Annotated in this window: 17 protein-coding genes; 11 read left to right on the top strand and 6 right to left on the bottom strand. The window is 61.7% G+C overall.

The features are described from left to right. The first annotated feature begins 26 nt into the window (after positions 1-26). A complete protein-coding gene (locus tag M0639_RS27355; protein WP_064075100.1) occupies positions 27-1,265 on the top strand; it encodes an HNH endonuclease signature motif containing protein in 1,239 nt (412 codons plus the stop codon). Between the two features lie 111 nt (positions 1,266-1,376). Here the strand turns inward: M0639_RS27355 and M0639_RS27360 are convergent, their stop codons facing one another. Then, a complete protein-coding gene (locus M0639_RS27360; RefSeq protein ID WP_371713755.1) occupies positions 1,377-2,219 on the bottom strand; it encodes an SDR family oxidoreductase in 843 nt (280 codons plus the stop codon). 277 nt (positions 2,220-2,496) lie between these two features. Here M0639_RS27360 and M0639_RS27365 point away from each other — a divergent pair, with 277 nt between their 5' ends. The 4 genes from M0639_RS27365 to M0639_RS27380 all read left to right on the top strand — a co-directional run bounded on the left by M0639_RS27365 (position 2,497) and on the right by M0639_RS27380 (position 7,139). Further along, complete coding sequence (locus M0639_RS27365) at positions 2,497-3,504, top strand: AurF N-oxygenase family protein (protein ID WP_003943163.1); 1,008 nt, start codon at positions 2,497-2,499, stop codon at positions 3,502-3,504. 33 nt (positions 3,505-3,537) lie between these two features. Then, on the top strand, positions 3,538-5,265 hold the full coding sequence (locus M0639_RS27370; RefSeq protein ID WP_042921466.1) for an FAD-dependent oxidoreductase: 1,728 nt from the start codon (positions 3,538-3,540) through the stop codon (positions 5,263-5,265). Between the two features lie 213 nt (positions 5,266-5,478). Further along, a complete protein-coding gene (locus M0639_RS27375; RefSeq protein WP_007730419.1) occupies positions 5,479-5,952 on the top strand; it encodes a Zn-ribbon domain-containing OB-fold protein in 474 nt (157 codons plus the stop codon). Next, positions 5,949-7,139 carry a lipid-transfer protein gene (locus M0639_RS27380; RefSeq protein WP_020909545.1) on the top strand — a complete coding sequence of 397 codons (1,191 nt, stop codon included), beginning with the start codon at positions 5,949-5,951 and terminating at the stop codon, positions 7,137-7,139. The genes M0639_RS27375 and M0639_RS27380 overlap by 4 nt, the downstream gene beginning before the upstream one ends. A 30-nt stretch (positions 7,140-7,169) precedes the next feature. Here M0639_RS27380 and M0639_RS27385 read toward each other — a convergent pair whose 3' ends face one another. Further along, on the bottom strand, positions 7,170-7,976 hold the full coding sequence (locus M0639_RS27385) for an alpha/beta fold hydrolase (protein WP_064075045.1): 807 nt from the start codon (positions 7,974-7,976) through the stop codon (positions 7,170-7,172). A 99-nt stretch (positions 7,977-8,075) separates the two neighbouring features. Between M0639_RS27385 and M0639_RS27390 the strand changes: the two genes are divergently transcribed. Then, the gene (locus tag M0639_RS27390; protein ID WP_231915121.1) at positions 8,076-9,092 is read left to right on the top strand and encodes a helix-turn-helix domain-containing protein; all 1,017 of its coding nucleotides are present in this window, start codon (positions 8,076-8,078) and stop codon (positions 9,090-9,092) included. Here M0639_RS27390 and M0639_RS27395 read toward each other — a convergent pair. Both M0639_RS27395 and M0639_RS27400 read right to left on the bottom strand, forming a co-directional pair. Beyond that, complete coding sequence (locus M0639_RS27395; RefSeq protein ID WP_064075047.1) at positions 9,077-9,838, bottom strand: ankyrin repeat domain-containing protein; 762 nt, start codon at positions 9,836-9,838, stop codon at positions 9,077-9,079. The genes M0639_RS27390 and M0639_RS27395 overlap by 16 nt on opposite strands. Further along, on the bottom strand, positions 9,835-10,545 hold the full coding sequence (locus M0639_RS27400; protein ID WP_064075048.1) for a FadR/GntR family transcriptional regulator: 711 nt from the start codon (positions 10,543-10,545) through the stop codon (positions 9,835-9,837). Before M0639_RS27400 ends, M0639_RS27395 begins: the two co-directional genes overlap by 4 nt. A 216-nt stretch (positions 10,546-10,761) precedes the next feature. Between M0639_RS27400 and M0639_RS27405 the strand changes: the two genes are divergently transcribed. The 5 genes from M0639_RS27405 (at position 10,762) to M0639_RS27425 (ending at position 18,335) form a co-directional block, all read left to right on the top strand. Beyond that, positions 10,762-12,201 carry an aspartate ammonia-lyase gene (locus tag M0639_RS27405; protein WP_050655022.1) on the top strand — a complete coding sequence of 480 codons (1,440 nt, stop codon included), beginning with the start codon at positions 10,762-10,764 and terminating at the stop codon, positions 12,199-12,201. Continuing rightward, positions 12,201-13,646: an amino acid permease gene (locus M0639_RS27410; RefSeq protein WP_007730398.1), complete on the top strand. Its 1,446-nt coding sequence runs from the start codon at positions 12,201-12,203 to the stop codon at positions 13,644-13,646. The genes M0639_RS27405 and M0639_RS27410 overlap by 1 nt, the downstream gene beginning before the upstream one ends. A 15-nt stretch (positions 13,647-13,661) precedes the next feature. After that, positions 13,662-14,624: an asparaginase gene (locus M0639_RS27415; RefSeq protein WP_064075049.1), complete on the top strand. Its 963-nt coding sequence runs from the start codon at positions 13,662-13,664 to the stop codon at positions 14,622-14,624. A 175-nt stretch (positions 14,625-14,799) separates the two neighbouring features. After that, positions 14,800-17,499, top strand: coding sequence for a helix-turn-helix transcriptional regulator (locus M0639_RS27420; protein WP_064075050.1), 2,700 nt, complete (start codon positions 14,800-14,802; stop codon positions 17,497-17,499). A 14-nt stretch (positions 17,500-17,513) separates the two neighbouring features. Further along, entirely contained in the window at positions 17,514-18,335 is an 822-nt protein-coding gene (locus M0639_RS27425) for a hypothetical protein (protein WP_003942972.1), read from the top strand. On the opposite strand, the gene M0639_RS27430 is transcribed toward M0639_RS27425, so the two are convergent. Continuing rightward, positions 18,327-20,027 (bottom strand): SulP family inorganic anion transporter, encoded by a 1,701-nt coding sequence (locus M0639_RS27430; protein WP_064075051.1) that lies wholly within the window; start codon positions 20,025-20,027, stop codon positions 18,327-18,329. The genes M0639_RS27425 and M0639_RS27430 overlap by 9 nt on opposite strands. Next, the gene (locus M0639_RS27435) at positions 20,024-20,737 is read right to left on the bottom strand and encodes a GAP family protein (protein WP_042451601.1); all 714 of its coding nucleotides are present in this window, start codon (positions 20,735-20,737) and stop codon (positions 20,024-20,026) included. Before M0639_RS27435 ends, M0639_RS27430 begins: the two co-directional genes overlap by 4 nt. Positions 20,738-20,747 lie beyond the last annotated feature (10 nt).

Below are 20,747 nucleotides of genomic sequence, written 5' to 3' on the forward strand. Positions count from 1 at the left end.
AAACTTTGTTCGATTATGCTTTCGGCATGGACAGTCGGGATGCGTGGCAACTGGATGGTGAGGGCCTCAAGAGCGAGGTTCTCGATCTGGTGCGCGCCCGGCACGAGTTGCAGTCGCGGATGGTGTTGTTGATCGTGGAGATGTTTTCCCGGGAAGTTCTCGGCGGGAAGGGTTTTCGGGCGATCGCGCAGTGGTTGCATGGTTCGACGAATTTGGAGATCGGTGAGTGTAGTCTGCTGGTCGGGTTGGCGCGGTTGTTGATGCTCGAACCTGTTGTCGCGGATGCGTTTCATCGCGGTGACGTGGATGCGTTGAAGGCGCGGCAGGTGGCGTCGTTTTGTCAGCATCCGCCGAAGAACATGACCCTGGCGGATGTGGACAAGGCTCGCGGGATTTTGTTGTCGTTGGCGTCGAAGAACATTGCGGATTGCGATGCGGTGCGGGCGGCGATTCGGCGGATCGAGAAGCAGTACGGAAAACGCGAGGACGGCGTCCCGGTCGGCGAGGATTCCGAACGTAACGAGTTCTACGCCTCGAAAGGCTTGTACGGGCGGGTCACTGTGAAGGGTGATCTGGATGCGATCAACGGGGCCCGGTTGATCACGTTGTTGTCGAGTCTGTCTGCGCCGACGCCGGAGAAAGACGGCGTCAAAGACGCCCGCACTCCGGCGCTACGGCGTGCGGACGGCTTTTGCGAGTTGTTGCGCCGGTACGAGCGGGCGGGGTTGGGTCCGATCGAGGGCGGAGTGAAACCGCACATCACGGTCACCGCCAGCGCGAAAGACATGACGGACCTCAAGGCGTTGAAGGACCTCTTGCCGTCGACTCAGGAACTGGGTTTCGCGTGGACGGATTGGGTGGGCCCCATCAGTATCGATACCGCGCGGATGTTGGCGTGCGACTGCACCGTGACGCGAATTTTGTTGGATGAGAACGGTGTTCCGCTCGACTGCGGCAAGGAAGCGAGAACAGCGACGGTTCCGCAAAGGCGAGCACTGGCCGTCCGGGATGGCGGGTGCGCGTTTCCGGGGTGCGGGACTCCGTCGGGGTGGTGCGATGCCCATCATATTGTTCACTGGAACGATGGTGGCCCAACAGATCTCGACAACCTGATCTTGTTGTGCGGTCATCACCACCGGACGATGCACCACACGGAATGGCGGGTGGAGATCGGACCGGATCGAAAGACGGTGTTCTATCCACCGATGTCGATCGATCCGTATCAACAGCCGATCGGCGGGAACAGCCCACCCACAGCGGCGTGAATCGCGACAATCGAATACATCAGCACCGGGGACGAACCATGCCCCGGTGCTGGTGCACGTTTCTGGTCAGATCCCAACCCCTCAAATCCCAACCCCTCAAATCCCAGCCCCTCAGATCCCAGCCCTTCGCACGAGAGCGTCAGTGGCAGAAGGGGATACAACGTCAATCGCTCGTAACAGCCCCGCGTACCGCGGATACAGCTCGACGGGACGCGTATTGATCGCCCTCAAGATCCACGATGCAGCTTGATCGGCCGTCAGCGCCGGCTGGCTCACGTAATCCGCCGTCGGCGCGATCATCGGTGTTCGTATGAGTGGGAATTGCACTGTGGTGACATCGACACCGGTGCCGTGACATTCCGCGCCGAGGCTTCGGCCGAATGCACTGAGAGCAGACTTCGACGCGTGATAGGCGCTGAACCTGGGCATCACGCCCGCAGTGACTCCCCAGGTTCCGACGTTGATGATGTGTCCGGACTTCGCCTCGAGCATCGCGGGCAGTAGCCGCAGCGTCAGTCTTGTCGGCCCGAAGTAGTTCAGCGCCATGGTGCGCTCGTAGTCATGGAATCGGTCGACCGAATCCAACGCGGTACGCCGGATCGAGCGACCCGCATTGTTGACGAGGATGTCGACCGACCCGAATCGATCCGCGATCGTCTCCGCGAGTTCGTCGACGGCTTCACCGCTGGAGAGGTCCGCAGGCACGATGTGTGCCCATCCTCCCCTGCGGTGAATCTCGTCCCGTACGTGTTCGAGGTTTTCCTCACCGCGCGCGACCAGGATCATCTCGGCTCCCCGACGAGCCAATAGATGAGCTGTCGCCTCACCGATCCCCGACGAGGCTCCCGTCAGGACGATGGTCTTGTCGGAAAGCGTGACGCCGCGAGACGGAACAAGGGAGCGCAGACGCGTCGGCGGTCTCAATGCAAGATTGCTGAGAATCGATCTGATCACGTCGGCCTCGGTTCGATCTTCGCGTGCGATTCGGTGCGAACCCGTCCCTGAATAGCCCACTTCGGACGCACCGCGGAAATTACTCAAAAGTAAGTTATGGCGCCGTTTCGGCCGTGTCAAGAATTCGTCGGGATTCAGGAGTATCTGCCACTAGCTTTTCCTGATACCTCGGGTTACATTAAATCCAGACCGAGTGCCAGCGATCACACAACCGGCCCTCGATTCCACCGAACACCGCGAGAAATACCAGCGGTGACCGAAACGAAGAGGAGACGCCATGACGCTCACATCGCCGCTCGACAAGCGCGGAGAAGCATCCGACGACTCGTACAACGAGACGCTTCGACTCCTGTCCGAGGGCTCGGTGCACAAGCACTTCGACCCGTACCTCGACATCGACTGGGACTCCCCCGAGTTTGCCGTCGTCCCGAACGATCGCCGCTGGATCCTCCCGGCCGAGACTGACCCGCTGGGTGCACACCCGTGGTACCAGTCGCAGTCCGAGGCCAGGCAGATCGAAATCGGCATGTGGCGCCAGGCCAATGTCGCGAAGGTCGGTCTCCAGTTCGAGAACATTCTGATCCGCGGCATGATGCAGTACGTCTTCTCACTACCCAACGATTCGGCCGAGGCGCGCTACTGCACGCACGAGTCGGTCGAAGAGTGCAACCACACGATGATGTTCCAGGAGATGGTCAACCGCATCGGTGCCGACGCTCCCGGGATGAGCCGTCCGATGAAGATGCTTGCACCCTTCATCCCCCTCGCTGCGGGTCCGTTCCCCGAACTGTTCTTCGTCGGTGTCCTCGCCGGTGAAGAGCCGATCGACCACATTCAGAAGAGCATCCTGCGCGCCGGCGGCCAGATCCACCCGATCATGCAGTCGGTCATGGCCATCCACGTAGCCGAGGAAGCGCGTCATATCTCGTTCGCGCACAAGCTTCTGAGCCGTCGCATCCCGCTGATGTCACGCCCGAACCGGTTCGTCCTCTCGCTGCTGTTCCCGATCGTCATGCGCATTCTCTGTGACGCCATCGTCATCCCGCCGAAGTCCTTCTGGAAGCAGTTCGACATCCCGAAGTCCGTGAAGAAGGACCTGTTCTGGGATCTGCCCGAGTCGCGCCAGACCCTGCGCAACTACTTCGGTGACGTCCGCATGCTGGCCACCGACACCGGTCTGATGAACCGTGCCTCGCGCCTGGTGTGGAAGGCCTGCAAGATGGACGGCCGCGCATCACGCTTCCGTAGCGAACCTCACCGCAGCTCGCACAACGCCGCCGCGTAGCTCCCGGACAGTCGAGATCGGACTCATAGCGCCATGCCACACGTAGTCACGCAGTCCTGTTGCAGCGACGCCTCGTGCGTCTACGCCTGCCCGGTCAACTGCATCCATCCGACGCCGGACGAGCCGGACTTCCTCACCGCCGAGATGCTGCACATCGATCCGCAGGCCTGCGTCGACTGTGGCGCATGCGTCTCGGCCTGCCCGGTCGACGCCATCGTCCCCGAGTCGAAGCTGACCGACCCGCAGCGAGTCTTCCTGTCCATCAATGCGGACTTCTACAAGGAAGAGCGACCCAGGCCGCTTCTCGCCAAGGTCATCCCGGCAGCCCACGTCGACAAGGGCCGACCGCCGTTGCGCGTTGCGATCGTCGGTTCCGGACCGTCGGCGATGTACGCCGCGGACGAGTTGCTGACTCAGCCTGACGTGCAGGTCAACGTCTTCGATCGCCTTCCTGTGCCTTACGGCTTGGTTCGCGCCGGCGTTGCTCCGGACCATCAGAAGACCAAGCAGGTCACTCGCTTGTTCGACAAGATCGCCGCACAAAAGGGTTTCGAGTTCTACCTCAACGTCGAGATCGGCAAGCACATCTCGCACAGCGAACTGCTCGAAAATCACCATGCGGTGCTCTACGCAGTCGGCGCTTCGTCCGACCGTGGTCTCGGCATTCCGGGCGCTGATCTGCCTGGCACGGCCTCGGCCACCGACTTCGTAGCCTGGTACAACGGCCACCCCGATCACGCCGACGACGTCTTCGACCTCTCACATCGCCGCGCGGTCATCATCGGAAACGGAAATGTCGCGCTCGACGTCGCTCGCATTCTGACGGCCGATCCCGAGAAGTTGGCCGGTACCGACATCTCCGCTCACGCACTCGCCGCTCTGCGGAAGAGTCGCGTCGAAGAAGTTGTCATCGTGGGTCGACGCGGAATCGCGCAGTCCGCGTTCACGGTCCCCGAGTTCACCGGCCTGATGGCACTGCCGGACATCGAACTCTCTGTCGGACCCGACGACATGGTTCTCGACTCGGCCACCGAAGAACTGGCAAAACGCGGCGAACTCCCGCATGCCGTCGAGCAGAAGTTGCGTCTCCTCGAAGCCCTGAAGAACCGCGATCACGTCGACGTCGGCAACAAGCGCATCACGTTGCGCTACCTGCTCACGCCGACCTCGATCACCGGCGACGATCAGGTCAGCGGAATCGAGTTCGCTCGCAACGCTCTTGTCGACGCAAACGGAACCGTGCAGATCGAAGCAACCGGCGATACTGAGACCATCGATACCGGCTTGGTCCTCACCTCGATCGGCTACCGCGGAGTGCCCATCCCCGGCGTCCCGTTCGACGAGCGTGCGTCGGTCATTCCGAACGAGAACGGCCGAGTCCTCGAAGCTCCGAACGGTGATCCCGCCACCGGGGTCTACGCGACCGGTTGGATCAAGCGCGGACCGAGTGGGTTCATCGGCACCAACAAGTCCTGCGCGCAGGAAACGATCAGGATGCTCGTCGACGACTTCAACGACGGACGCCTGACCAACCCGGTCGCCGACGACTCCGCAGTCGATCGTCTGGTCCGGGCGCGACAGTCCGACGTCGTCGACCGCGAGGGCTGGCATGCCATCGACAAGGCGGAACTGGAACGCGGCGCTGCGCACGACCGTGTCCGCGAAAAGGTTCTGGATCAGGTCGAGATCACCTCCATCCTCGACGCTGCGGCCCGGGTGAAACCGACGCGTCGATTCGGTCGACCCGTTCGCGCTCGCTGATCCGCTACAGGTAAACAGCTACTTTCACGCACACGGCCCCGCCTGCAGACTCGTCTGCCCGGCGGGGCCGTCTGCGTTCCGGCAGCGTCCCACTCAGCGAAAATTTTTGCCCGTCAGCGGCCGAAATCGTGTAATACTGCAACCTGTTCCAGTAAGCGGCACAGCGGGCCCACGATCCCCCCGGATCAGGCTCGCCAACCAGATGAGGATTGCATGAGCGAGACTGCAACGCCGGCGCCGAACGGGAGTGTGACGCCTGCAGTAGAGGGTTGGTTCACCACCGGCGACGAACCTGCTCTGATCGGCACGAAGTGCCAATCCTGCGGCACCATTTCCTTCCCTCGTGAGGCGACGTTCTGCAAGAACCCGAGCTGCTTCAGCGAGGAGTTCGACGACGTGGAACTCTCCCGCCGCGGCACTGTCTGGTCGTACACCGACGCGCAGTACCAGCCCCCGCCGCCGTACATCCCGCGCTCGGATCCGTACGAGCCTTTTGCTCTCGCAGCAGTCGAACTGCCCGAGGGCATCGTCATCCTCGGCCAGGTGGCCGACGGATTCGGCGTCGACGATCTCAAGGTCGGCAATACCGTCGAATTGGTTGTCGAGCCGCTGTACACGGACGAAACCGGAGTACGTACGACGTGGCGCTGGAAGCCTGTCGCCGCCGATCAGGAGTTGCAGTCATGAGCAAGGACGTCGCAGTACTCGGTGTCGGTATGCACCCCTGGGGCAAGTGGGGGCAGTCGTTCGTGAAATACGGCGTTGCGGCCGCTCGCGCCGCGCTCGCCGATTCGGGTGTGAATTGGCAGGATGTCGACTTCATCGTCGGCGGCGAGACCGTCCGCAACGGGTACGGCGGATACGTCGCCGGAGCCACCTTCGCCCAGGCACTCGGCTGGAACGGCGCTCGCGTCGCCACGTCGTACGCCGCGTGTGCGACGGGAGCCCAGGCACTCGACACCGCTCGCGCACGAATCCTGGCCGGCCTCAGCGAAGTTGCCCTGGTCGTCGGCGCCGACACCACGCCGAAGGGCTTCCTCGCTCCCGTCGCCGGTGAGCGTTGGGACGACCCGGACTGGCTGCGCTTCCGCCTCATGGGTATGACCAACCCGGCGTACTTCGCGCTCAACGCGCGTCGTCGCATCGACCTCTACGGCGCCACCGCGGAGGACTTCGCCAACGTGAAGGTCAAGAACGCCAAGCACGGACTCAATAATCCGAATGCGCGCTACCGCAAGGAAGTCACCGTCGAGAACGTGTTGGCCTCCCCCGTGGTGTCCAATCCCCTTCACCTGCTCGACATCTGCGCGACGTCCGACGGCGGCGCCGCAATCTTGCTGACGTCGATGGAATACGCCCGCAAGATGGGCATCGCGGAACCTGTTCGCATCAAGGCTATTTCGACGGTCACGCCGACGTTCCCCCAGACGATCATGGACATGCCGAACTTCTCCACCGATTCCAGCTCCGCCGTTCCCGCTCCGGAGCGCACGTTCAAGGAATCCATCGGCTACGCCGCATACGAAGAGGCCGGGATCTCTCCCGAGGACGTCGACGTCGCCGAAGTCTACGACCTCGCTACCTCCGTGGAACTGGACTGGATCGAAGACCTTGCCCTCTGCAAGCGGGGCGAGGCCGAGCACCTCCTGCGTGCGGGTGACACCAGTATTGGAGGCCGCATCCCGGTCAATCCGTCCGGCGGTCTCGCGTGCTTCGGCGAAGCCGTTCCCGCACAGGCACTTGCGCAGGTGTGCGAGCTCACTTGGCAGCTTCGTGGACAGGCCGAAGGCCGTCAGGTCGAAGGCGCCCGCATCGGTATCACCGCCAACCAAGGTCTGTTCGGACACGGCTCCTCGGTAATCGTTTCCGCCTGACCCTGTTCTACTTTCGTGGCGGTCGCACACTCACCCGTGAGCGGCCGCCACGATCACGTCTGCCACTGCCCCTGGCCGGGAAACCAGCGATGCGTGCGAGGTCGGGAGTTCGCTGGTGTTCGCGCCCATCCGGTTTGCCATGAACCGCTGCGCCGATGCGGGGATCACGCGATCCTCACCGGCAACCAGATACCAGCTCGGTGTGTTCGCCCACGACGGTGGCCCGCCGAGCTCGAGGTTCGCCCACAAAGCCGCAGACTTCTGATGCGCCAACATCGTTGCCGCTGTCTCGTCGGAAACATCCTGAGCGAAGACGGAATGGAAATACTCGTCCGTGACGTAGCCGTCGACGTTCTTCCCGCCGATCGCGTGAGGATCGTCGACGATCTTCAATCCCAGAGCCGGAGGAAGCAATTGGCTGCCAGGAAACCTGATGGGATCGATCGTGATCTGCACCGGCTCACCCTGAACCGGAGCAAACGCCGCGATGTACACCAACGACTGCACCTTCGGGTCGTGAACATTGGTGATCACCGCGCCGCCGTACGAGTGTCCGACGAGCACGACAGGTCCGTCGATGTCCGCAACCGTCTTCTCGATCACGGACGCGTCGTAAGCGGGCCCGCGTAGAGGATTGTCCGGCGCCACGACGCGATAGCCACGCGAGCGTAGGTCGGCGGCAACGCCGTCCCAACTGGTCGCGTCGGCAAAAGCGCCGTGGACGAGAACGACGGTTGGCTTGGGGCTCGCCACCGCAGCGCCGGAGCCGAAGATCACTCCAGCCGCGACTGTCATGAGTAACGCCAGAACTGCGGTGAATACACGTGAGATCTTCATGCGTTTCCTTCACTCTCGTCGAAAAGCGAGAAACTGCGGTAGGCCGGGACACGCCCGTTTCGATCCTAGAAATACCTGCTGCGACGGACGTGACTGTCCGTGCAGACTTTTGAGCTCACACTGCACAACTTCTGGTTGAGCGTCCGCATCGCGGGGTATCAGGGCTGCATGGCTTTGCTCCTGGATACTTCCGTGTTGGAGCCTGACCAACGCGCGGACGCCTTTGTCGACGCGATGGGTCGTGCCTCGGTCCCGTGTGCAATCCACTTGGAGAACCCGGAACGGGTGAGCGCGAGAATGAACGTGTGGAACCTCGGTGCAGCATCACTGTTCCGCTCCGAGTCGACCGGTATGCGGTTGACCCGAACACCACGTCACGTCCGGTCCGCGTCGATGCCCGTCCTTGCGATTGCCCTGCAGGAGATCGGGATCGGCCATCTAGATCAGCACGACGAACAACGCAGAGTGCCCGCCGGTGAGCTGTTGATGACGGACCTGACGTCGACCTACGATTTCTCCTGGCCGGGAACGGGCGCTTCCCAGTGCCTCTACGTTCCGATGGATCGGCTGGGACTGCCGATCGACACCGTGCGGGACGCAGCTACCCGGCCTCATCACAGCAATCTGTACCCCGTGATGATCGCGCACGTTCGTGAATTGTTCCGCAGCGCCGCTCTGTTGGAGACCGATCCTGCCGCCGAACAATTGGGCGAGGCCTCAATCGAACTCGCGCGCGCTTTGGTCGCTTCGATCGCACATGCGAATCCTGACGCATCCGCTCCGAGATCGGCCCTTGCCATGACTTCGATCCGTCGATACATCCGTGAACACCTTCACGATCCGACACTGAATCCCGCACGAATTGCTCACGCCCACAACATCTCACTGCGACAGCTGTACAAGATCTGCTCGGACAACGAATTCCGGCTCGAACAGTGGATCATCACCCAGCGCCTGCAGAAGGCTCGGGACGAACTGGCTCGACCCGCTACCGTCGATCTGCCGATCGCGACCGTTGCGCACCGGGCGGGGTTTGTCGACGCCGGACACTTCAGCCGACGCTTTCGACAGGCCTACGGGCTGAGCCCGACTCGTTGGCGTCAGCTCCGCGATTGAAGCAGCGCCACAACGTCTGACTGACCACGACTTTCGGCATTGTCCAACGCGGTCTTCCCCGATGCATCCCGGATCGAGGGATCTGCCCCCGCGTCGAGAAGCTGAGTGATCACGTCGATATAGCGCGCCGAACCATCGCCGTACACAACGGCTTCGAGTAGCGCCGTCCACCCGGGATCGTTGACGTGATTGACCGGAACCCCGGCAGCGATCAGCATCCGGACGCTCTCGACATGCGCGTGTTCACTCGCGGGAATCAGCGCCGTACCGCCGTAACGGTTCACGCTGTCGACGTCCGCGCCGTGGGCGAGCGTGAGCGCCAGAATCTCGTTCAAACCCTCGGCTCCGGAATACAGGAAGGCCGAATCCTGCATGGAATCCTTCGCGTTCACGTCTGCTCCGGCAAGAATCAACGTAGAAGCCGCAGCGACAGCGTCGTTCTTGGTGGCCTCGACGAGTGGAGTCCGTTCGCCCTCGCCGCGAGCTTCGATGTTCGCGCCCGAAGCCAGGGCCGCGGTGATCGCTGCCGGATCATTGCGGTCCACCGCATCGAAGAGTGCCCGTTCGGATTCCGGCGTCGATGGCGGCTTTACGCCCGTAATCGATACAGCTGCCGTTGTCGTCGCTGACGCGGCGATCGTCGACGTCACCGGGGTGTCGGACGAACTGCAGCCGGCCAACACCCCGGTCACTGATACCGCGAGGATGACGTAGACGAGGACAGACCTATCCGGAAGCGCCGTCACAGCGGATTACTTTCTTGGACAGGAGTTTCAAGCGTCATCCTGACGGCGTCCAGATGTTCGGCCATCGCTCTGGAGGCGTGGTCGTAACTGCCGGATGCGATTCCTTCGACTATTCGTTCGTGTTCCTCGTTCGACCTTTCCTGGCGACCGGCAACAAGATTGAGTGTCTCGGACTGCCTTGTCAACGCTTCACGAATATCGACGATTACCGACTCGAAGACCCGATTCCTACTGGCTTTCGCGATCAGTCCGTGGAACTGCGCATCGAGTGCGACCCATACGAGCGGATCATCCTCGTCACGCATCTGCTGGACCAGTCCGCGGAGGGCCGTCAACTCCTCCGCTGTGTGCCGTTGGGCAGCCCACCCTGCGGCCGGAATTTCGACATGCGGCCGCGCTTCGACCAACTCGTTGGCCGCGTAGCTGCCGAAGTCGAGGTCTCGCGCTATCGAATCGCTGACGACGAAGGTGCCGAGCCCGGATTTCGTCTCGGTGAGCCCGAGGGCATGGCACGAGCGCAGGGCTTCACGGATGACCGATCGACTGACCCCGTGCCTTTCGGCCAGGGACGCTTCGGACGGGAGACGCTCTCCGACTGCCAGATCGCCGGAGGCTATTGCGGCACGAAGGTCTGCGAGGACTGCCTCGGCAGCACTCACCCGCGCGGCGACTGGTCGCCTGGTGGCCCAGCTGTCTGACAGGTTCATGCCGTCATTGTTGCGACTGCCGAAGTCCCGCGTCAAACATCGCACCCGATGAAGGGTTGACGTGCCGGAGTGAGCGAGGTAACAATTACACCTGTCAGACAGCCTGATAGCCCGATAGCTGGGCGGGACTACTACTCGACCGTCAGCGCTGCGATCCCGAAATACACCCACCGCGCAGAGTGATGCTTGCGCGAAGAGACACGAGGAATTGATCAAGTGCTCGAAACGCGAACAGAACACGATCTGCTCGGCGATCGCGAGGTTCCAGCCGATTCGTACTGGGGTATCCACACCTTGCGCGCAATGGAGAACTTCCCGATCACTGGTCGAACAATCGCCACGAACCCGCATCTGATCCGCGGCATCGCTTACGTCAAGTGGGCCGCAGCCAGCGCAAACGAAAAGCTGGGCATCCTCGACCGCCCGCGCGCGGAGGCCATCTCACAGGCATGCAAGGAGATCGTGGACGGGCGGTGGCACGAACAGTTCGTGGTGGACGTCATCCAGGGTGGCGCCGGCACGTCGACGAACATGAATGCGAACGAGGTCATCGCCAATCGCGCGTTGGAAATCCTCGGCCACCAGCGCGGCGACTACGAACGGCTTCACCCCAATGAACACGTGAACCTGAGCCAATCGACCAACGACGTCTACCCCACGGCCGTGAATATCTCGACGATCTTCGCGATCGATGACCTGCTGGATGCACTTCTTACACTCCAGAACGCATTCACGACCAAATCTCTTCAGTTCGCCGACACAGTGAAGATGGGACGCACCCAACTGCAGGACGCCGTGCCGATGACCCTGGGTCAGGAGTTCGGGACCTACGCGGTCATGATCGAGGAGGATCGGGCGCGTCTGGCTGAGGCCGCTCTTCTCGTTCACGAGATCAACCTCGGTGCGACTGCTATCGGCACTGGCCTCAACGCACCCGCCGGCTACGCCGAGGTGGCCTGTTCCGACCTGGGCGCACTGACCGGACTGCCGCTGGTGTTGGCAACGGATCTTGTCGAAGCGACCCAAGACGTGGGCCAGTTCGTCCACCTCTCCGGCGTCCTCAAGCGGGTCGCTGTGAAGTTGTCCAAGGTGTGCAACGATCTCCGGCTGCTCTCTTCGGGCCCGCGAGCCGGATTGAACGAGATCAATCTTCCACCGGTGCAGGCAGGTTCGTCGATCATGCCGGGCAAGGTCAATCCTGTCATTCCCGAAGTCCTCAATCAGGTCGCGTACGAAGTCATCGGCAACGACGTGACGATCACGATGGCTGCGGAATCCGGTCAGCTCCAACTCAACGCTTTCGAGCCGATCATCGTGCACTCACTGTCCGAAGGAATGCGACACCTCGGTGCGGCTTGCCGCATTTTGGCGGACCGGTGCGTACTCGGCATCACGGCTAACACTGAACTGCTGCGCGCCCGAGTCGAAGACTCCATCGGCCTCGTCACCGCGCTCAACCCCTACATCGGATATACCGCGTCCACTCGGATCGCCCAGGAGGCGTTGATTTCCGGGCGTCGCGTCGCCGATCTCGTAATCGAAGCCGGCCTGCTCGACCGCGAGGAACTCGATCGGTTGCTCAGCCCCGAACATCTCGCCAATCTCCGCGTTTCGGGCGAGAAGCCTCATGCCACCGCTGTTGCGGAGGAGGTTTGATGACCGTCGAACGGGAAGAGACAGGCCGCGCCGAAGTTGCCACTGAGGAGGATCTCGGATATCAGAAGGCGCTCGGCCCCAGACAAATTCAGATGATCGCGATCGGTGGCGCGATCGGAACCGGCCTTTTCATGGGGGCGGGAGGGCGACTACAACAGGCGGGCCCGGCCTTGGTTCTCGTGTACGCGCTGTGCGGATTCTTCGCGTTCCTGATCCTGAGGGCGCTCGGCGAACTGGTGATGCACCGACCGACTTCCGGATCCTTCGTTTCCTACGCACGCGAATTCTTCGGCGAAAAGATGGCTTTCGCTGCGGGCTGGTTGTACTGGATGAACTGGGCAATGACTGCCGTGGTCGACGTCACGGCTGTGGCGTTGTACATGAACTTCTTCAAAAAGTACTGGGCGCCACTGGGACACATCGATCAGTGGATGTTCGCTCTGATCGCGGTGTTGCTGGTTCTCGGACTGAATCTCGTGTCCGTGAAAGTCTTCGGAGAGTTGGAGTTCTGGTTCGCGTTGATCAAGGTCGTGGCCTTGACCGCATTCCTCGGGTTCGGTGTCTATTTCGTACTCTTCGGCACGCCCATCGAAGGGCATTCCTCCGGATTCAGCCTGATCGCCGACAACGGTGGGCTGTTCCCCAACGGAATACTGCCGGCAGTCGTGGTGATTCAGGGCGTCGTGTTCGCTTACGCTTCAATTGAACTCGTGGGGACCACGGCTGGAGAGACCGAAAATCCCCGGAAGGTGATACCCAAGGCGATCAACACAGTGATCATTCGGATCCTCGTCTTCTACGTGGGGTCGGTCCTGCTGCTCTCGCTGTTGCTCCCGTACACCGAATACCACGCCGGTGAAAGTCCATTCGTCACATTCTTCGGTTCGATCAACATCCAAGGCGCAGATGCGATCATGAATCTGGTCGTTCTCACGGCGGCGTTGTCTTCCCTCAATGCCGGATTGTATTCGACCGGACGAATACTCCATTCGATGGCGACGGCCGGTTCGGCGCCTGCCTTCGCTGCCAGAATGAACAAAGCCGGAGTGCCGTACGGGGGAATCGCACTCACCGGCGTGGTCATCCTGTTCGGCGTCGGGCTCAATGCTGTTGTCCCAGCGCAGGCCTTCGAAATAGTCCTCAATCTTGCGGCACTGGGCATCATCAGTGCATGGGCGGTAATTGTGCTGTGCCAGTTGAGGCTCTGGCAACTTGCGAAACAAGGCAAAGTCACTCGCCCTTCCTTCCGCATATTCGGCGCACCGTACACCGGGATCGCGACACTGGTCTTTCTTGCGGTCGTTATCGTGTTGATGGCATTCGACAACCCTGTTGGAACGTGGACCGTCGGATCCATCGCGATCATCGCACCGCTCTTGATGATTGGTTGGTACGCCGCCAGGAATCGTATTCGCGAGTTGGCCATCCACCACCCCGCAGCTTGACGTGAAAGGACCACAGTGTCGAAAGTCGCAGTTGTCACTACCGGTGGCACCATCGCCAGCACCCGGGATGCGCATGGAATCAGCCGGCCCGCAATCACCGGTGCAGATCTGGTCGGCAACGAGCAGGCCGACATCGAGCTTCGAGTCGTCGACGTGATGTCGAAGGACAGCTCGAGCATGACCTTCGCGGACATGGATCGTGTTCGCGACGCCGTAGCCGATCAATTGAAAGATCCCGGACTCGACTCGGTGGTCGTGCTTCACGGCACCGACACGATGGAGGAAACTGCGTTCTTGTTGGACCTGCACCACGACGACCAACGCCCGGTGGTCTTCACCGGCGCGCAGCGCACTTTCGACCATCCCGAATCCGACGCTCGTTCGAATCTCGCCGCGGCGATCTCAGCCGGACTGGACATCTCGTCACACGGGCGTGGTGTCCTCATCGCCTTCGGCGGTTCGGTCCATCCAGCCGCAGGTACGCGAAAGTCCGATACGACGGCACTCGAAGCCTTCCGCCGCGTGCACATCGATCCGCTCCTGCTGCGTACTCCCGAACCATTGCCGTGGCATCCGATTTCGGACACCCGCGTCGACATCATCGCCGTGTATCCCGGGGCAGACCGCGTACAAATCGACGCCTGCGTGCACGCCGGGGCGCAGGGACTTGTTCTCGACGGACTCGGTTCGGGAAATGCCAATCCGACGATAGTCGAGGCCGTACGAGACTGCGTAGGCGCTCACATTCCGGTAGCCGTGACAACTCGGGTGCCCTCGGGGCCAATCTCCCCGGTTTACGGTGGCGGTGGTGGCGGGCACGACTTGATCGCCGCAGGCGCTGTATTTTCCACCGATCTTCGAGCCGGGCAGGCACGTGTACTTCTGGCAGCCTTGTTGTCAGATCCGGATCTCGTGGGCCTGGAAAAGGTATTCGACCGCTATTCGAGGTTTGCTCGCACCCCGCCGTTCGGGCGGTAGAACTGGCGACACCATTCATTGTTCGAAATTCACTTCACTAAATCAGGGACTTTGGTCCGAATTTTCGACTTGGACGCTTATTTGGTGTCCGAATTGGGTAGTTTCACATCATCTAACTCGTTCAAAATTTCGATCCAGCGGTCACGTCCAGTGCAGCCAGTCGAACAGGAGTCGGATGAGCAGCCCATTTCGTGATGCCGCTGCAGTAACGCTCGCCGCGGCTCACCGCGTCGGGCAAGCGCACGTGCCAGGCGCCGCACTCAACGGTCGTTTTCACCCGCCAACTGCCGTGAAAGGACTGGTCGCGCGTCCGCGCCTGCACCGCAAACTCACCGCATCCACTGCCACCAAAGGCTCAGGCCCCGGGCCTGTCGGGTTGCTCTCGGCTCCGGCCGGTGCGGGGAAGACCCTACTTCTGGCCGATTGGGCTCGCGAATATTCTCGAGCCTCCCCTGATGTTGCGCTGGCCTGGCTGACGTTGGCCGAGCGCGACAACAACGTGTCGATACTGTGTGAATCCCTCGCCGAGGCGATCGCGACCTCCGTCGATGCGGCCGGCCAGAGGCTCCCCGTGCAGACCGGATCCAGGCCGCCCGTCGAGCAGTGGCTCGCGCACTTTGCGGAAACCCTCGAAACGCACGAGCGCCGAACAACGTTGATCCTCGACGACGTTCACACCCTCCACGATCCGATGTCGATCGGTCTCCTCGATCGGATACTCACACAGACCCCGGGCAACCTGTCGATTATCGTTGCCGCCCGCTACGAACCACCGCTCACGTGGCATCGTCTGGCTCTCGACGGCCGACTCACCCGCTTTGCATCCACCGATCTCGCTTTCGATCGCTCCGAGATCACCGCGATATTCGGCGAGTACGACATCACGCTGCGCGACGACGAACTCGCAATCGTCGAGAACTTCACCAAGGGGTGGGGCGCCGTCGTTCGCCTGACCGCCGCGTTTCTGGCCGGCCGCAGTGACATCGGCGATGCACTGGACGAGTTCACGCACACACCCCGCCCGATCGCCGACTTTCTCGTCGACGAGGTACTGACGTCCTTGCCCGAACATGTCACCTCGTTCATGTTGCGAACATCGGTGGTCGATTCTTTCTCCGCCCAACTGGCGGAAACTCTGACGGACTCGAACGCTCTATCCGAGATCGACTCGCTGATTCAGTTCAACTTCCCCGTGACCCGTACCGATTCCGCCGACCACACAACGTGGTTCAGCTATCACCCTCTCTTGCGCGAGCACCTTCGGGCAGAGTTCCGTCGCGTCGATCACGTCGAGAGAAACCGCGTACACCTGCGAGCAGCAAGCTGGTTCGAAAGCAATCACTTCGAACTCGAGGCGCTCGAACTCGAGGTGTCGATCGGAGACCCACACCGCATTCTCGCGTTTCTCGAACGCTGCGGGCTGGGCCTCGTACTCGACGGGCACTGCGGGGACGTCGTGCGAGTCCTGGAATCGGTGTCGACGCAGGTTTCGGAATCCCCGATCACCCGACTGGTGCTGGCGGCGGCCGCCCTCCACTCCGGTGACGTGACCTCGGCGACCACGTGCCTCGATCTTCTCGAGGCAACTCATCCACCGATTGCAGAAGATCCATTGTTCCTGGCGATGAGCCTGGAAATCTCCTGCGTTACGGCGACTTCCGACAACGAGCCGCTGGCGGCACGTCTGGAGCGGCGTCAGAAGAGCACCCACTCCGACATCGAAGCCTACGCACACATGGAATTGGCGACGGCACACTTACTGCGACGTGAGTTCGACAGGGCGACTGTCGAATACACTCAAGCCGTCGCACTCGGGACAATACGGGGCAGGGCGCGATTCGTCTTGAAGTCGCTGACCGGACTGGGCTACGTAGCTTCTCTCAGCGGAGACATCGGGGCGATGAGGGCTCACTCCGTCTACGCTCTCGACTACGCGGTCGAACATCGCATCACGACGACTGCGGAGTACGAGTTGTCCGCGTCGGTGGCCGCCTTTGCCACATACCTCTGCGCTTCGAGCGAACTCCCGTACCGCATCCCGACAATCGGAAACTACCGGAGCACAGACGTTCTCGGCGCCAGCGCGCCGGTGTTCGGGTGGCACTCCGTCGTAACCTTCGGCCTTCACAGTCTCGACGGCTCGACCGACCGACGCTCGACCGCCGCCGATGTCCGCGACGCGATGCTCAGCGCGATCGAATTACGTACCTTCGCGTTCGCGACCTTGGCTCTTCTACCACCCGTCGTCCACGCATGCCTTTCCGTCGGTGAGGTGGAATGGGCAGCGAGACTCGTGCGTGACGCAGCCGATCAATTCGGAGAAACGTCGGAGATACATCTCGCACGGGGTGCCGTCGCCTTCTCGTCCAACAAGTTCGCGGAAGCACTCGTCGAAGTTTCCGAAGCTCTCGGGTCCTCCGAAATCCCGTTGCTCGCACATCACGTCTACGCCTGGACACTCGAAGCCGGGATCCACGCTGCAACAGGTCACGAGCGCAAGTCGTTTCGCTCCCTCCACAAAGCGCTGCGCGCCGCGGAAGCCGGTAGCCTGCTACGCCCCTTCCTCGACTACGGCGCATCCCTGCGGCCGGTGTTCGACGAGTTCAGTGGACATTTCGGCGATCAGGAAGCATTTGCCGAACAGGTACGTAGCCGCATTCGCCCACAAGAATTGGTGAGTGCACCGATCCTCACGCCAGGCGAATACACCGTGCTCCGTGAACTGGCTTCCGGAGACACCACCGAGTCCATTGCCGACACGCTGTTCCTTTCCGTCAACACCATCAAGACGCATCTTCGCGGGATCTATCGCAAGTTGGAAGTGAGCAACCGACGCGACGCGCTCAAGGCTGCGCGACGCGGCGGACTCATCTGAGCAAGACTGCTTCCATGCCCCCGAAGCTGTATTCCGATACGCGCGATCGATTGACCGTGTGGGCGAGACGTACACCCAGTCGACGGTTGGCGACTGATGCAACCATCGGGGTCTTCGAAGTCGGGCTCGTGGACAGCGCCATGACTTTGGCGGCCCAGGCCTTTACGTCATTGCTCCCGGTCATGATTGCAGCGTCGACCTTGGAGAAGCTGAAGCCGTTGGCTGATGCCGCCAAAGACGACCTCGGCGTCCAACTCCCCGACACCGTATTGACCAGTACCTCTACCGCGGCAGCGTTCGGGATTGTCGGCTTGCTCATGCTGCTGATCAGTTCCACGTCCTACGCTCGCGCTCTCGGCCGGATGTACGGACGGATCTGGAGCGTGCCGACGGCGACACTCCGTCAGGCGTGGCGGTGGTTCGCGGTAGTGTGCGTCGTGGCCGCGTCGGTGGTCGGTGCGGCCCTGTGCCGTGAACTGAATGGTGTTCCGGGAGTAGGCAGAGTCCTGGAGTTCACAGCGGTCTACGTCGTGTGGGCACTCGTGTGGACAGCCGTGCCTATGCTGCTGACGGCCAATCGCATGACCACTCGAATGTGCGTCGGGTCAGGATTGCTCACCGCGACGGGCCTGACCGGACTGCACGTGGCCGGCACTCTTTTCCTCCCCCGAATGACAAAGACGTCGCAGGACGAGTTCGGTCTTCTGGGCGTGATGTTCACCGTCATCGGCTGGCTGTTCATCTTCTCGGCCATCGTGGTTGTCGCGTCGTCGATCGTCGGATCAGTGGCCAAAGATTCCGGTCCCCTGGGAATCTGGCTACGGACATCACGCTGAGGTGTTGTCTCGATCTGCAAGCGCTTGCGAGACGGTCGGATAGACGTCGACCTTCAGCGCGCCCTGGTCGGCACCGGACAGAACGTCGCGGAACTGCCCGATGTCGCGTGCCACTCGGAAGCTCACATTTTTGCGTGCCAACGAATCTCGAAGCTGAGCCAACATCTGCGCAGCGCTGACGTCGATGAACGGTGACGTCTCGGCGTCGAGAACGACCATGGTGGTGCCGGCGGTCACCAGACCGGTGATCTGATCACGCACGTGATCGGCATTGGCGAAGAACATCCCCGCTTCGACCCTGACCACTACGACGCCGTCGAGTGTCTTCAGATCAGGATGCTCACTGATGTCGACCCAGCGCGTGCCGTCCTTGGCCAGAGCAGCCACGTGCGGTTTGGAGACTCGATACAGGAGCAGCAACATCGAGACGGCGATTCCGATGATCAGACCGGGCAACGTGTCGAAGAGGAGAACCCCGAACATCGCCGCGATCGCCGCGGCGAAATCGGCCCGGGCAGCGTGCCCGTAGATACTGCCCAACCTCTTCGTCCACACCCGGTACAGCGCTGCGAGAGAGGAGAAATCGACCAGTTCGATCACTGCTGCGATGACCACAGCTGAGAGCGTCGCCTCTGGCAACTTCTCGAACAGGCCGGTGAGAAACAGCAGTGTCACCAGCGTCAGTGCCGCGACCACCAGTCCGCTGACCTGAGATTTGGCGCCCGCTCCTCCGTTGACGGCGGTCTTCGACAGGCTGCCGTTGACCACCATCCCCGAGCAGAGACCCGATCCGAGATTGGCCGCACCCAGTCCTGCCAGTTCACGATTCGCGTCGATGGTGTAGCCGGCCTTGGCCGCGTATGTCTTTGCAGCGCCAAGACCTTCGGCGAAACCGATGAGCAGAACGCCGACCGCCGGTCCGACCAGGTCGAGGTAGTCCTCGGCTCCCACACCACTCGGCAGACCCATCGACGGCAGGCCCGAGTCGATGTGTCCGACAATGTCGATGCCACGATCGTCGAGGCCGAACAACGCTACTGCGGTAATGCCCAGCAGCACGACGAGGAGCGAACCCGGTACGAGCGGAAGCCATCGCTTGACGCCCAGGACCATTGCCAGGCTGAGCAATCCGATGATCACGGTCGGTAGGTCGACCTCACCCAGTTCCTTCACCACTGTCCACGTCTGGACGAAGAAGTTTCCCTCCCCCTTGTCCACGCCCAGGAGTTTGGGTACTTGACCGATGATGATCGTGAGCGCCAGACCGACGATGAATCCCTTGAGAACCGGCTCGGAGATGAAGGACGCGATGAATCCGAGGCGCATGAATCCTGCGAGCAGTCCGACGAGCCCGGTCACGATCGCCAATGCCGCCGACAGCGCGATGAACCGGCCGTCGTTTCCTGAAGCCAATGGCGCAATCATCGCCGCGGACAACGCTGCGGTCGCCGACATCGGCCCGACGATCAGATGGCGCGAACTGCCGGCTGCTGCATACAGAATCAATGACGGAACCGCAGCATAAAGCCCGACCACCGGCGGAACTCCGGCGATGGTGGCGTACGCGAGCGCTTCCGGAACAAGGACAGCCCACACCGTAAGGCCCGCAATGATGTCGGGGCGAAGCCAAGCGCGTTGATAGTCGGACAACGATCCGAAGACCCACCAGGTCCGCGTGTGCGGAGCACTCATAGTCCTTGCACCCCTTTACTGATCTGCATCGCCGCGATCAGGACGAGGAGCCCGACGTTCAGCAAGTGCGTGTTGGTGGCTATCCAGGTGCGGATCTTCAGCAGCGGTTCGGTTGCCTCGTCCTTCTTGATCAGCAGGAGGGCAACAGGTACCGCGACCGAGGTCACGGACACCAACGAGAAGATCACGGCCGAGACGATCTGCGACGTCGGTGCCACGGTGCTGAGACGAAGGTTCATCGCTGCTGCGATGGCACACGACATGTCGATGGGGTTGAGAACGAACAGCGCGAAACCGAGCACACCGGATCGCATTGGTTGGAAGTGCTCAACCGATTGCAGCATCTTCGGCAGCTGAGGGGCCGCAGCCACAACGTCGCCAGGGGCAACTGCAGCCGCCATCGCCTGAACCCCGCGACGACTGCGTGAGTAGACGAACCAGGCACCCGCCAGCAGAGTTGCCCCGAGAACGAGATGGATGATGGGCACCCACAGCGGAGGGTGTGTGCGCTGATGAACCTGGAGTGCGGTCAAGATGACGTACGAACCGGCCAGCGCGACAACTATTCCGAGATACCACCCGATCAGGTACGCAATGCTGTTGATACGCGCTCGTTCGGAAAACAGTACGGCCACAACGGCGACAACCGCCAGCGGGCTCATGATGATCCCGAGCGCCAGCGGGATCTGTTGCAGTAGCAGCGATCCCATAACTACCTCC

This window comes from Rhodococcus qingshengii JCM 15477, assembly GCF_023221595.1.
GTDB lineage: Bacteria > Actinomycetota > Actinomycetes > Mycobacteriales > Mycobacteriaceae > Rhodococcus_F > Rhodococcus_F qingshengii.

Coding starts and splice junctions, on each gene's coding strand:
- M0639_RS27355 (WP_064075100.1), top strand. CDS start 27: ATGGACAGTCGGGATGCGTGGCAACTGGATGGTGAGGGCCTCAAGAGC.
- M0639_RS27365 (WP_003943163.1), top strand. CDS start 2,497: ATGACGCTCACATCGCCGCTCGACAAGCGCGGAGAAGCATCCGACGAC.
- M0639_RS27370 (WP_042921466.1), top strand. CDS start 3,538: ATGCCACACGTAGTCACGCAGTCCTGTTGCAGCGACGCCTCGTGCGTC.
- M0639_RS27375 (WP_007730419.1), top strand. CDS start 5,479: ATGAGCGAGACTGCAACGCCGGCGCCGAACGGGAGTGTGACGCCTGCA.
- M0639_RS27380 (WP_020909545.1), top strand. CDS start 5,949: ATGAGCAAGGACGTCGCAGTACTCGGTGTCGGTATGCACCCCTGGGGC.
- M0639_RS27385 (WP_064075045.1), bottom strand. CDS start 7,976: ATGAAGATCTCACGTGTATTCACCGCAGTTCTGGCGTTACTCATGACA.
- M0639_RS27400 (WP_064075048.1), bottom strand. CDS start 10,545: ATGAACCTGTCAGACAGCTGGGCCACCAGGCGACCAGTCGCCGCGCGG.
- M0639_RS27410 (WP_007730398.1), top strand. CDS start 12,201: ATGACCGTCGAACGGGAAGAGACAGGCCGCGCCGAAGTTGCCACTGAG.
- M0639_RS27420 (WP_064075050.1), top strand. CDS start 14,800: ATGAGCAGCCCATTTCGTGATGCCGCTGCAGTAACGCTCGCCGCGGCT.
- M0639_RS27425 (WP_003942972.1), top strand. CDS start 17,514: ATGCCCCCGAAGCTGTATTCCGATACGCGCGATCGATTGACCGTGTGG.
- M0639_RS27430 (WP_064075051.1), bottom strand. CDS start 20,027: ATGAGTGCTCCGCACACGCGGACCTGGTGGGTCTTCGGATCGTTGTCC.
- M0639_RS27435 (WP_042451601.1), bottom strand. CDS start 20,737: ATGGGATCGCTGCTACTGCAACAGATCCCGCTGGCGCTCGGGATCATC.